The 12320-nt window shown below is 46.2% G+C and carries 11 protein-coding genes and 1 rRNA gene; 9 read left to right on the top strand and 3 right to left on the bottom strand.

Annotated elements, in window-relative coordinates; genetic code table 11:
* Both NV381_RS37865 and NV381_RS37860 read right to left on the bottom strand, forming a co-directional pair.
* Positions 1–115, bottom strand: a 115-nt coding sequence (locus NV381_RS37865; RefSeq protein ID WP_258212789.1) for a transposase, incomplete at its 3' end; no start/stop codon positions are given.
* A gap of 252 nt (positions 116–367) precedes the next feature.
* Positions 368–835, bottom strand: a complete 468-nt coding sequence (locus NV381_RS37860) for a hypothetical protein (protein ID WP_258218426.1) — start codon at positions 833–835, stop codon at positions 368–370.
* Between NV381_RS37860 and NV381_RS37855 the strand changes: the two genes are divergently transcribed.
* Complete coding sequence (locus NV381_RS37855) at positions 816–2312, top strand: hypothetical protein (protein WP_258218425.1); 1497 nt, start codon at positions 816–818, stop codon at positions 2310–2312. The two genes, NV381_RS37860 and NV381_RS37855, sit on opposite strands and share 20 nt — an antisense overlap.
* A gap of 29 nt (positions 2313–2341) precedes the next feature.
* The gene (locus NV381_RS37850) at positions 2342–2611 is read left to right on the top strand and encodes an aspartyl-phosphate phosphatase Spo0E family protein (protein ID WP_258218424.1); all 270 of its coding nucleotides are present in this window, start codon (positions 2342–2344) and stop codon (positions 2609–2611) included.
* A 59-nt stretch (positions 2612–2670) separates the two neighbouring features.
* Here the strand turns inward: NV381_RS37850 and acnA are convergent, their stop codons facing one another.
* Positions 2671–5376: an aconitate hydratase AcnA gene (gene acnA / locus NV381_RS37845; protein ID WP_258218423.1), complete on the bottom strand. Its 2706-nt coding sequence runs from the start codon at positions 5374–5376 to the stop codon at positions 2671–2673.
* A 321-nt stretch (positions 5377–5697) separates the two neighbouring features.
* Here acnA and NV381_RS37840 point away from each other — a divergent pair, with 321 nt between their 5' ends.
* From NV381_RS37840 to NV381_RS37810, 7 genes are all read left to right on the top strand, one after another.
* Positions 5698–6723, top strand: a complete 1026-nt coding sequence (locus tag NV381_RS37840; protein ID WP_258218422.1) for an amidase domain-containing protein — start codon at positions 5698–5700, stop codon at positions 6721–6723.
* Positions 6724–6961: 238 nt separating this feature from the next.
* A complete protein-coding gene (locus NV381_RS37835; protein WP_258218421.1) occupies positions 6962–8083 on the top strand; it encodes a D-alanine--D-alanine ligase in 1122 nt (373 codons plus the stop codon).
* 152 nt (positions 8084–8235) lie between these two features.
* Complete coding sequence (locus tag NV381_RS37830) at positions 8236–8553, top strand: hypothetical protein (RefSeq protein WP_258218420.1); 318 nt, start codon at positions 8236–8238, stop codon at positions 8551–8553.
* A gap of 155 nt (positions 8554–8708) precedes the next feature.
* Positions 8709–9704 (top strand): UV DNA damage repair endonuclease UvsE, encoded by a 996-nt coding sequence (uvsE, locus tag NV381_RS37825; protein ID WP_258218419.1) that lies wholly within the window; start codon positions 8709–8711, stop codon positions 9702–9704.
* A 98-nt stretch (positions 9705–9802) separates the two neighbouring features.
* Entirely contained in the window at positions 9803–10573 is a 771-nt protein-coding gene (gene fabI / locus NV381_RS37820) for an enoyl-ACP reductase FabI (RefSeq protein WP_171651708.1), read from the top strand.
* A 217-nt stretch (positions 10574–10790) separates the two neighbouring features.
* The gene (locus NV381_RS37815; RefSeq protein WP_258218418.1) at positions 10791–11657 is read left to right on the top strand and encodes an inositol monophosphatase family protein; all 867 of its coding nucleotides are present in this window, start codon (positions 10791–10793) and stop codon (positions 11655–11657) included.
* A 449-nt stretch (positions 11658–12106) separates the two neighbouring features.
* Positions 12107–12320: ribosomal RNA gene (locus NV381_RS37810) — 16S ribosomal RNA — on the top strand; the annotation flags it as partial.

The raw sequence follows: 12320 nt of genomic DNA, 5'->3' as shown, positions 1-12320 counted from the left end.
GTAACGTTCCTGCTGGGATGTTTAACTCTTCTGCAATCTGCGGAACGCTCTTTGTCTGTTCTTGAATGTACTTTACTGTCTTTTCTTTAAACTCATCACTGAACCTCTGTCTCATCTCACCCACACCGGACACCTCTTCCTCTTTGTAATTTAATTATCTGCATTCTCTTATGAGGTGTCCACTTTTTATTCTAGATCTATTTTTCCAGCTAGATGAGCCCACAAGACGTATATTGGAGAAATTAGCTTGAGCTTTTCCTGTTATATTGTCGAATGCCTGTGCTGATGAGAGCGGTCTGCCGATGCTATGCCGCATGCAATAGGTAAAAAAGATAACATGTGATTCAATGTTCAACTTATGCAGTAATTAATAATATATCATCCCCCTCAGATAATTGGGAAGGAGGTGAAGCTTACATGCTGGCGAACAAATTAGCAGGAGCAAAAGAATGATCAAGCTTCGGAACATACTAATCATATTTGTCCTGGTGCTTATCCTGGAGATCATACATCCCCTCGAAGTGGAGGCCGGGCTTTTAAATTCAATTACAAACATAGTGGAGAAGGTGTCTACTCCTTCATCCAAAGCTGTAGATGCATCACCGACGCCTGCTCCCGCAGCTTCGTCAGCGTCGGCGCCATCATCACCAGCCTCGGCATCGCAAGCTTCGCCATCGCCGTCGTCATCATCGCCGGCCACGGCATCGCAAGCTCCGTCAGCATCGGCGCCATCATCGCCAGCCTCGGCATCGCAAGCTCCGCCAGCGCCGACGTCACCGTCGCCGGCCACGGCATCGCAAGCTCCGTCAGCGTCGATGTCACCATCGCCGACCACGGCATCGCAAGCTCCGTCAGCGTCGATGTCACCATCGCCGGTCTCGGCATCGCAAGCTCCGTCATCGCCGGTGTCACCATCGCCGGCCACGGCATCGCAAGCTTCGCCAGCACCGGCGTCACCACCGGCACAGGATGCGCAGCAGCCTTCTTCCGCGTCGGCGGAGAAGGATAGTCCGCTCCTCGATCTGAAGGTGAAGTCACCCTCAATTTCGCTGGATACACCGCTGGTGAAGATTGAAGTTCCCTCGCTGGAGGTGAAGGTTTCGACAGACCGTGCGACGCCAGCATCGATTGAATTGCCTGCTATCAAAGTGGACGAGCCTGCCGTCCAGGTAAAGACGCCTGAAGCGGCGGCAGAATTGCCGCTGACTGAGCTAGGGCAAGCGTCGCAAATCAAGCTCGAGACTCCATCCGTTCATGTGAACACGCCGCTTATAGATGTACAGGTGCAAAGCGCCCCTGTGAGCATTCAGCCAGAAGGAGCGATGATACCCGCCACAGAGGGGAAGACCTCGAAGAGTGGTCTACTTCCCAATCTGGAGCTAAAGACACCTGCGATTTCACTAGATGCACCACTGGTTAAGGTGGACGTCCCTTCGGTTGAGGTGAGCATTTCATCCAATCTGATACCGCAGGCAACGGTCAGCCTGCCTGTTATAAAAGTGGACACTCCGATCGTGAAGGTACAAACGCCTGCGGTTGAAGCAGAAGTGCCATTGTCGCCAATCGGGGTTCTTCCGATCCAGGTCGAGCCTCCAGCGGTTATGATTCCACCCATTCAAGTTGAAGTGCCGCCCGCTGTAGTTATCCAAGTGCCGAATACACCGGATAGTATTATCGTTAACTCAACGGAGATCCCTCTCAATAATGGAGGGAACAGAAATGGAGGGAAAAGAGCTGATAGCTGGAAGGAAGCGGGCGGAACTGGGGATTTGTTTACTTTTATAAAGAGGGGTCCTGGCCTTGGGGCTGGTCCGCCTTCCACCTTGCACGAAAATGTTCCTATAACAGATATTAAGGTAGAACCTGACCGCGCAACCCATGCAACTCAAGCAACTCATTCCGATAGTCCTGAAGCCGGTAGGGAAGGAATGCTAGCTCCGATTCCTGAACTGGAAATACCGCTTATCTCCCCTGGGGTACGATTCTCGGATCGTGAATTTCTACAGGCTAGTAGGGACGAGTCCAATGCTGCGGAGCCGACACCCGTACGTAAAGCTTTCACGAATCGCTGGTTTGCATTACCGTTTACTTTTATAAAAAGAAATGGTCCAACTGGCAGTGGCGCATTAATAGGCGCTGGCAGCGGGGAACTGGCTGGAAGCCCGGTATTTCTTTTTCCGGTTAATATGCTTCAGTATCCTCCAAAAATAATGAACCAAGACTATGGAGGATCCCAGTTTTGGGGTATCAATCAATGGTCAAGGCCGCCACCGGGTGAACCCCCGCGATATATGCTTCTTCTCAACGCTTGATCAACATAATGAGAAGGAGTGTATATGAAATGATAAATAAGAATCTAAAAGCAAAGGTTTCTCCTATGACGAGTGTTATGATCACAGGTTTGTTGTCTAGTACGCAACGAAAGCCGCGCTATTCCCGAGAGGAAGAAGAGTCCATACTCATTGAGGAGGCCATTTATGAGAAACGCCGGCAATTAAATAAATATGCAGAAGCACATGGTCATACAGACCCTGGGAGTCTTAGATACTCCATGGAGCTGGATGATTTAATTAATGCTTTTAATAGATCGCAAAAAAAGACAACTGATTAGCTCAGTTGCCTTCGAATTAATGAAAGAGCGCCCTTTCTCGGGCGCTTTTTCAATTGAAATTAAGCCATAATTTGACGCAATACCGTTTGCAGAATTCCACCGTTACGGTAGTAGTCCACATCCACCATGCTGTCCAGACGAACGATAGCTTCGAACTGGAAGCTGCTTCCGTCTTCACGTGTAACTGTGACAGGAACCTTTTGACCTGGTTGAACATCGTTGGTCAAGCCAGTAATGTCGAAAGTTTCAGTTCCAGTAATGCCTAGTGTTTTCCAGCTGGAGCCTTCGGAGAATTGAAGCGGCAGAACGCCCATTCCCACGAGGTTGGAACGGTGAATACGCTCGAAGCTTTCCGCGATTACGGCTTTTACTCCCAACAGGAATGTACCTTTTGCTGCCCAGTCACGGGAGCTGCCTGTACCGTACTCTTTACCTGCGATAACAACCAGGTTCGTACCTTGCTCCTGATATTTCATGGAAGCATCATAGATGGACTCAACTTGCCCGGTTGGCAGGTAAGTGGTTACGCCGCCTTCAGTGCCTGGAGCCACTTGGTTACGAATACGGATGTTCGCGAAAGTTCCGCGCATCATTACATCGTGATGACCACGACGTGAGCCGTACGAGTTGAAATCTTCTTTCTTTACACCATGCTCGATTAAGAATTTACCAGCAGGGCTGTCTGCTTTAATGTTACCAGCAGGGGAAATATGATCCGTTGTTACGGAATCGCCAAGCAATGCCATAGCTCTTGCGCCGCGGATATCGGCCATATCGGCAATGCCTGCGCCCAAGTTTTCGAAGAATGGAGGGTTAGCGATATAGGTGGATTTTTCATCCCACTCGTATAGCTCGCCTTCCGGTACATTGATCGCATTCCAACGCTCATTGGCACGGAACACATTCGAATATTTATCACGGTAGATATCAGGGCTCATCGCGGATGACATCGCTTCTTGAATCTCAGCGTTTGTCGGCCAGATGTCTTTCAAATAAACAGGTTGGTTCGCTTGATCATAACCGATTGGATCGTTAGCCAAATCGATGTTAACCGTTCCTGCCAATGCATAAGCAACAACCAGAGGTGGAGAAGCCAGGTAGTTCGCTTTTACTTGGGCATGAACGCGGCCTTCAAAGTTACGGTTACCGGACAATACAGCGGCAACAGTCATATCGTTGTTAGAGATAGCTTCTCCAACTTCCTCTGGCAGTGGACCGGAGTTACCAATACAGGTTGCACAGCCGTATCCTGCTACGTGGAAGCCCAGAGCTTCAAGAGATTCCAACAGGTTAGCATTTTTCAAGTAGTTAGTAACAACTAGAGATCCTGGAGTTAAGCTGCTTTTTACATAAGCAGGTTTTTTCAGACCAAGCGCTACCGCTTTCTTAGCTACCAAACCTGCACCGATCATAACGCTTGGGTTGGATGTGTTAGTACAGCTAGTAATAGCCGCGATAACAACAGCGCCTGTGCCCATTTTGCTAACGTCGCCATTAGCGTGCTTCACTTCAACAGTCTCTGAAATTTTCTCATCGCTTAAGCCGTAGCCGCCTTTTTCAATCGGCGTGCGAATGATGGAGTTGAAGGATTCCTTCATTGATGTTAATTCAATACGGTCTTGCGGACGTTTAGGACCAGCCAAGCTTGGTACAACGGATGACATGTCAAGCTCGATCACGTCACTGAATATTGGATCTGGTGTTGCATCGGTACGGTACATGCCTTGTGCTTTATAGTAAGCTTCAACAAGCGCGATTTGATCCTCTTCACGACCTGTGCTGCGCATGTAATTCAAAGATTCAGCATCTACCGGGAAGAAGCCGATAGTTGCGCCGTATTCAGGTGCCATGTTAGCTACTGTAGCGCGGTCAGCCAAGCTGATATTGCTAAGGCCAGGGCCGAAGAACTCAACGAATTTACCTACAACGCCTTTTTTGCGAAGCATTTGGGTAACAGTTAGTGCCAAGTCGGTTGCAGTTGAACCTTCAGGCAGGTTGCCAGTCAGCTTGAAGCCGATAACTTCCGGTGTTACAAAGTAAAGCGGTTGACCCAACATACCGGCTTCGGCTTCAATACCGCCAACACCCCAGCCCACAATACCAAGGCCGTTGATCATAGTTGTATGAGAATCCGTACCTACCAATGAATCCGGATATACTACGGTTTCGCCGTCGACAACTTTAGTAGCTGCAACAGACGCCAGATACTCCAAGTTAACTTGGTGAACGATACCGGTAGCAGGAGGGACAGCGCGGAAATTATCAAAAGCTGTTTGCGCCCAACGAAGGAAACGGTAACGCTCTTCATTACGCTCAAATTCATAATTCATGTTTATATCTAACGCGTCTGGGGATCCAAAAGCATCAACCATTACAGAGTGGTCAATAACAAGGTCAACGGGTACAAGTGGATTGATACGCTTTGGATCGCCGCCGGAACGCTTCATAGTATCTCTCATTGCAGCAAGATCAACAACTACAGGAACACCTGTGAAATCTTGCAATACGATACGCGCAGGAATAAAAGGAATTTCCTTGTCTTCGCGTTCTTTTGTCCAGTTAGCAATTTGTTTTACATGCTCGGAAGTAATCGCTCTGCCGTCAAATTGACGAACAGCCGCCTCCAAAAGGACTTTAATGGAAAAAGGCAATGCATTAATATTTCCGAGGCCTTGCGCCTCAAGTCCGGGCAAACTGTAGTAATGGTAGTTTTTACCGTTAACATCCAGTGATTTGCGTACGGAGTACTGATCTTTGTTAGCCATGGTTTTCGTTTCCTCCTTAAAAATGTAGTATCAGCTGAAATCTTGGTTGTTTCATACAGTGAAACGCGATTTCATAATTACTATATACTAAGTATACATCGTGCAGGACGCTTCGTAAAGGTTATATTCAATCATTTTTGCCCACATTCCCTCATATATTGGAATAATCGATAGCCCCGTATGGACAGGAGTATCTGTTATTTAATTTGAAGGTTAAGCTTTCGTTTCTTTTGTTTCGCATAACTTTGGTGAACGACTCGTGCTGAGGGACGGCGAAACCTTTTATCCTGTCTGTAAACCAACCAATTGGAGGTAGCCCACATGTCATGGAAAACAACACTCTATGATTATGTTCACCACAAAAATCAAATGGACATGGATTATTCCGTCGAACCTTTGCTTCCGTTCGTAACGGATACACAATTTCTGCAAGAACAAATCAAACGGTTGGCTCGAACTGCACATTCGGATCAAGACCGGCGCTATTTCCCTGTTAAAAATGAAACCCGGCTAACCATTGTACAATCATCTGTTCAGCAGCACAAAGTTACGGCCGATATTCGTCTCAAACGCAATTCGGTTGGAGCTATGGGGAATACCGAGCTTGAAGAGCAGCGTGTTGAAACCGAGAGAATAACGCTAGAGCAATTTGATGAGAAATGGCATATAACGCGTATCGAACTCGTTGGTGTGGAAAATTCGTTTCCTATAAATACACCGAATCTCGGAAGCTCGGTGGAGATAGAAGCGGATGAGCCGTACGTGAACCACGGGATGCGCCTTCCCTCATTGCCCTATTTGAATTATGACGTTGTCCCCTATTTGGAATCTTCCGGAAGAAGATTCAGCTACAATCGGGCTCAAGCTGTTGAATACGCCGAAACGTGGTGGGATAAAGCGAATCCCTCTTACATTGAATTTGAAGTGGATTGCAGCAGCTTTGTTTCCCAATGCCTCTTTGCAGGCGGGGCGCCAATGAACTATACTGGAAAAAGAGACTTGGGTTGGTGGTACAAGGGCAGATATAACGGACAAGAGCATTGGAGCTTCAGCTGGGCAGTTGCTCATAGCCTCCAAGGATATATGTTAAACAGTCGAACCGGACTTCATGCTGAAATTATGGCTCATGCCGATCAACTTCAGCTGGGTGATGTTATCAGCTACGACTGGGAGGGCAGCGGACGGTTTAGTCACAGTGCAATTGTCACAGCCAAGGATGCCAACGGTATGCCTTTGATGAATGCTCATACTATAAACAGTCGCCATCGTTATTGGGCTTATAAAGATTCGCTTGCCTGGACAGAGCGTACGATATACCGTTTCCTGCATATAACCGAGCTGAGATAATGCTAGGCTTACGCTTGCAAGTATTCTTCCAATCTGCTTGGATTATGCTTGTCCTGCTCAATTTTCTTTCTGAATTGCGAATTTTATAAGTTGAATAGAAGGTATAACTTTAAAACTGTGCTTTGCTGACCTGTATGAAACGTATTCGTCATTCCATTCACGGGTCGTTTATTCTTGCTTCACACTTTTTATACAGTACTTATATGCGCTTACCTATCATAGATTTTCGGAGGTTATTATGAACGACAAAATTCGAGTTGGTTTAGTATACGGCGGAAAATCCGGAGAGCACGAGGTATCGCTGCAAACTGCACTCGCTGTGATTAAAGCTTTTGACATGAGCAAATACGAAGTGGTCCCATTTTACATTACCAAGCAAGGGGAGTGGCGTTCCGGCAAGCAGCTTCAAGGACCTGTGGGAAGCGTGGCTGCACTGAAGTTTGAGAATGAACCGCAGACGGAAGAGAAGTTTGCGCTGCAGCCCTTCTTTAATACACAGCAGACAGAGGACACGAAGCTTGTAGACTCAACACCGGGACCTCAGATCGATGTAGTATTTCCATTATTGCATGGGACATTTGGCGAGGATGGGACCATTCAAGGTTTGTTGGAAATGGCTAATATCGCTTATGTAGGAGCTGGTGTATTAGCTTCCTCTGTAGGAATGGATAAAGTGATGATGAAGAAGGTTTTTGCTCAGGAAGGCTTGCCGCAATGCGTGTTCCGCCACTTCACCCGGACCCAATGGGAAAAGGATCAAGCTTTCTTCCTAATGGAAGTTGAGGTTTCTATTGGCTATCCTTGTTTTGTCAAACCGGCAAATCTGGGTTCCAGTGTGGGCATCAGTAAAGCTTTAAACCGGGAAGAGCTGATTAGAGCTATCCAGGAAGCTTTCCAGTTCGATCGTAAAGTTATTATTGAAGAGAATATTAACGCGCGAGAAGTGGAAGTGGCAGTGCTCGGCAACGATGATCCCGAAGCCTCCGTGGTTGGTGAGGTGGTATCCTCTAATGAGTTCTATGACTATAAAGCCAAATATATCGATGGTAAATCATCCATGATCATTCCCGCTGAGATTCCTCAGGAGCTGTCCGATGAAATTCGGGAAATGGCTATTCAAGCTTTTCTGGCTGTTGATGGTTCCGGCTTGTCGCGCGTAGACTTCTTCCTTAGAAAGGAAGATAACAAAATTTTTATTAATGAAATCAACACAATGCCTGGCTTTACGCCTTTTAGCATGTATCCATTGTTGTGGAAAGAGACCGGCAAGCCGTACCGCGAGCTGTTGGATAATTTAATTTCACTAGCTATCAAGCGCCATGCAGAAAAACAGCGGCTTCAATATTCTTTTGATGTTTAAATGAGATTCGTGTCAAAGAGCGGCGGAGTTGTATCCTGGCCTCGCACTTATTAATACATAGTTTGGGTTAATTCCACCTACTTGCGAACTTCTGCTGCATCACGTATGCTTAAAATATATGATCTAAAGTGCCATAAGAAAGGAGACTACGTATGGGATTTCAAACCGAATTTAATTCCGTGTGCAAGTTTAAATCCGAGCAAGAGCTATACGAGCTGCTGGAATATGGGCGCGGCAAAATGGTTAAAAAGGGCTTCCGGGTTTACCCGACAGGAGAAATGGTTATCGCCTACAGTCCGGAAAATAAAGCGATCGCGATTGTCAAAATCGTTGCTTCTATTGCAGAAATCAACTTCCAGGGAGAAGAAGTAACCCAGGTGGAGATGGAACTGATGCGCCGATTGACGGAAGAAGAATCGCGTGTTCAGACCGCATTAGCTCATGAAATGTTTTTCGGCCTTTTGCGTTGATAACACAAATCTACAACACCTTTCCTTTATTTTTTGTAGAGGGAAGGTGTTTTTCTTTTTCTAGAGAATGGAACGACCGTTTATCCTTGATAGCCAGTGATACCATTGGACAACCTATTTTCATATACCTTGGAAGCGGAGTGTGAAGGGATAGGATGATTGTCCGTCTTGGTTATGTCGCAATGTCGATGCTTGTAGCTAATGCTTCACCGTCTAAAACTATGACAGCAACTAACTTCGCCAAGCTTGAAAACCGTGAAGCTGCGATTCGCAAGCTGGAGCGGACGGCTGTTGATAACATTAATAATACACTCAGGCTGCTGAAGCATAATCGGGCCTATGACATTCAACTGTACCGCTGCTCCTCCAAGCTTATTCCTCTGTTGGGCCATGAGCTGCTGAAGGGTTGGGACCCGATGCCGGTTCTACAAGATGCTTTTGCTGAATTGGGGCAATATGCCCGTTTGCACAATATGCGCATTAGCTTTCATCCTGATCATTTTACCGTACTGAGCACACCTCGGGAGGAAGTACTGCGAAATTCACTGCTTGATTTGGATCGGCATGTCACAATGCTGGAGGCAATGGGGCTCGATGAGTCAGCCAAATGTAACATTCATATAGGCGGGGCTTATGGCAACAAAGAGACTGCCCAGGCACGGTTTGTTGAACGGTTCAGAAACCTTCCGGGCAGAATAAGCAGAAGGCTTACTTTGGAAAATGATGATAAAACCTTCACAGCACTAGAGACGCTGGCGGTTTGTGAGATTGTGAAAGCTCCTATGGTGCTTGATATTCATCATCATCAGGTTAATCATTCGGAGGAAGAGACGCCTGAAGAGGATATCAAAGCTTTATGGCCTAGAATATTGAGTACTTGGGAAGGTCAAAAGGAGCAGGATTCGGATCATCCCTTGCCCCCCAAAATTCACGTTTCAAGTCCTAAAAACGATAAGGATGTACGAAGCCATGCCGATTTTATAGATGCTCCTGTACTTATGAGATTTTTACGGTCTATTGCGTCTGTGACTCCAAGGCTCGATATTATGATTGAAGCTAAAAAGAAGGATGAAGCGCTCATCCAGCTTATGAAAGACGTGGAAGTAGAGGCTGATGTAAACGTTCTGGGGCAAGCTTCCTTCGAACTTTGAGCTGCATATATTCTTGCTTGAAATATTCGGTAAAATGGGGTACCTTGAGAAAGGGTGAAGGCTAAAGCCTCATTTTATTTTGGAAGGGGAATTTTTACATGAGCCAACTATTAAACGGTAAAAATATACTTGTAATGGGTGTAGCGAACGACCGCAGCATCGCATGGGCGATTGCACAATCCTTAGCGTCGCAAGGTGCGCGCCTTGCCTTTACATTTGAAAATGAAAGAGTCGAGGAGCGGGTTCGCAAGCTGGCTGACACTATTCCTAATTCGGTTGTACTTCCTTGCAATGTAACGGTTGATGAAGAGATTGAAACATTGGCCGGGGCTGTTAAAGAACATTTCGGTGTGCTGCACGGTCTTGTACATAGCATTGCATTTGCAAAAACGGAAGAGCTGGAAGGCTTATTCGTAGACACTTCCCGTGGAGGCTTTGCTTTAGCCCAAGATATCAGCGCATACTCGCTTGTTGCAGTGGCGCAAAGAATGTATCCGCTAATGACAGAAGGCGGCAGCATCATGACTATGACTTACCTTGGTGCAGAACGTGCAATGAAAAATTACAACGTGATGGGTGTCGCGAAGGCTGCATTGGAAGCAAGCGTGCGTTATTTGGCTAATGATCTTGGTCAGTTTAATGTTCGTGTCAATGCGATTTCAGCGGGTCCAATCCGTACCTTGGCAGCCAAGGGAATCAAAGATTTCAACTCCATTTTACGTTCCGTAGAAGAAAAAGCTCCTCTACGCCGCACAACGGAAGTAGCTGAGGTTGGTGACACAGCGATGTTCCTTATGAGTCACTTGTCCAGAGGCATCACTGGCGAAGTTATTTACGTGGATAACGGATATCATATTGTAGGTGTTTAATGTTAAAGGTTTAAATGACATTCATCCTTCTTGAAGGGGTGGATGTCATTTTTTTGTGATGCTCGAGTACGGTTCAGAGATTCTTGATCTTTGGGAGCTCTTTTGTGTTAACCCCTAATTATTTTTGGGTGAAACGCTGTAGCTTTTAAAACGTATATTCAATATACTTAGATTAAATTGTGATTTATAATCTTTGAAGGAAAAAGGGCTGATTGAAATGTCTAATGAAAGAAATCCATCCTTTACTGTCGGAAGCAAGAGCTTCACGGCGGTAGCTATAAATACGGCATCAAAAGCGGGGGAATGGATCCAAAGTAAATTGGGGGATTTCAACAGCTTACATACCAAATATTCCTCGCAGGATCTTGTAACCGAAATAGATAAAGGTGCGGAGAAGATGATCCGCAATTTAATTCAAACCCATTTTCCGCATCACTCGATACTTGGAGAAGAAGGGGTCGCGCCGGGTCCGGCGGCATCCAGTAAAGCGCTGGAGGCCTTGAAGGAAGCGGAATATTTGTGGATCGTAGATCCTTTGGATGGCACGACCAACTTTGTGCATGGTTTTCCGTTCTTCAGCGTGTCTATTGCCTTGGCTTACAAGGGTGAGGTCATTGTTGGTGTTGTTTACAACCCGATGTCGAACGAGCTGTTTGTTGCTGAGAAAGGGAAAGGCGCTTATGTCAAAGGAAAGCCGATGAACGTATCGGGCGAGAGTAAGTTAATAGAAAGTTTAATTGCTACCGGTCTTCCGGCAGATCGTGACGGGGCTTTGCCAGTTAATTTGCAGGGGTTTAACGCCTTGTGTCCCAAGGTACGAAATATTCGTATAGCCGGATCAGCTGCACTTCATTTGGCTTATGTTGCATCTGGCCGTTTAAGCGGATTTTGGGAAATTGGTCTAAACTCATGGGACATAGCAGCCGGAGCGTTGCTTGTTGCAGAGTCGGGGGGTACGGTTACGGATACTGAGGGAAACCCCTATACTTTAGGTGTTCGCAATATTTTAGCTTCTAATGGACATATTCATGATGAATTCCAAAGCGAGCTTGCGAGTGCTTCAGCCGTTGCGATTAAAGGGTAAAACAATATATGTAACGTTATACAACAGCCTCTACTTCGGACCTTATGGTTTTTTGAAGTGGAGGTTGTTATTTTTTGAGAAAATGGGTATAGTATAAAAGGTTCTGCAGCGGATGGAAAAATAAGTTGATAAAAACTTGCAATCTAATTTCATCCATGCTATATTGTTGTTCCGGCCAAAAGAGGTTCGGGATTGAAAGAAAAGAAGATTTTAACTTTCGAAAATAATGCTTGCAATGTGGTAGGCAAATGTGTTATATTATAAAAGTCGCCGCTAAACAAGTTGGCACAAAATGACAAAGAGGAAAGTCAGCAATGACGTGGCTTTGTCAACGATTGCCCTTTGAAAACTGAACAACGAGTGAGTGTTAAAATAGAGAATGTAAATTCTCGCTAGCATTACTTTTGAGCTTAAGACAAGCTTGCGTTAAACGGCCCTTGTGGCCAACTTTAATGGAGAGTTTGATCCTGGCTCAGGACGAACGCTGGCGGCGTGCCTAATACATGCAAGTCGAGCGGATTGTTCCTTCGGGAACAGTTAGCGGCGGACGGGTGAGTAACACGTAGGCAACCTGCCTGTAAGACCGGGATAACTATCGGAAACGATAGCTAAGAGCGGATAGCTGGATGGAACGCATGTTCTGTTCATGAAACACGGAGCAAT

The organism is Paenibacillus radicis (ex Xue et al. 2023), assembly GCF_024722015.1.
Taxonomy (GTDB): domain Bacteria; phylum Bacillota; class Bacilli; order Paenibacillales; family NBRC-103111; genus Paenibacillus_S.
The sequence above is the reverse complement of the archived record's forward strand: the minus strand, read 5'-3'. Positions and strand labels throughout refer to the sequence as shown.

Excerpts from the sequence above, each read along its gene's own strand:
- uvsE (WP_258218419.1), top strand. The coding sequence starts at position 8,709 with ATGATTGTCCGTCTTGGTTATGTCGCAATGTCGATGCTTGTAGCTAAT.
- NV381_RS37840 (WP_258218422.1), top strand. The coding sequence starts at position 5,698 with ATGTCATGGAAAACAACACTCTATGATTATGTTCACCACAAAAATCAA.
- NV381_RS37835 (WP_258218421.1), top strand. The coding sequence starts at position 6,962 with ATGAACGACAAAATTCGAGTTGGTTTAGTATACGGCGGAAAATCCGGA.
- NV381_RS37830 (WP_258218420.1), top strand. The coding sequence starts at position 8,236 with ATGGGATTTCAAACCGAATTTAATTCCGTGTGCAAGTTTAAATCCGAG.
- NV381_RS37850 (WP_258218424.1), top strand. The coding sequence starts at position 2,342 with ATGATAAATAAGAATCTAAAAGCAAAGGTTTCTCCTATGACGAGTGTT.
- NV381_RS37815 (WP_258218418.1), top strand. The coding sequence starts at position 10,791 with ATGTCTAATGAAAGAAATCCATCCTTTACTGTCGGAAGCAAGAGCTTC.
- acnA (WP_258218423.1), bottom strand. The coding sequence starts at position 5,376 with ATGGCTAACAAAGATCAGTACTCCGTACGCAAATCACTGGATGTTAAC.
- fabI (WP_171651708.1), top strand. The coding sequence starts at position 9,803 with ATGAGCCAACTATTAAACGGTAAAAATATACTTGTAATGGGTGTAGCG.
- NV381_RS37855 (WP_258218425.1), top strand. The coding sequence starts at position 816 with ATGTCACCATCGCCGACCACGGCATCGCAAGCTCCGTCAGCGTCGATG.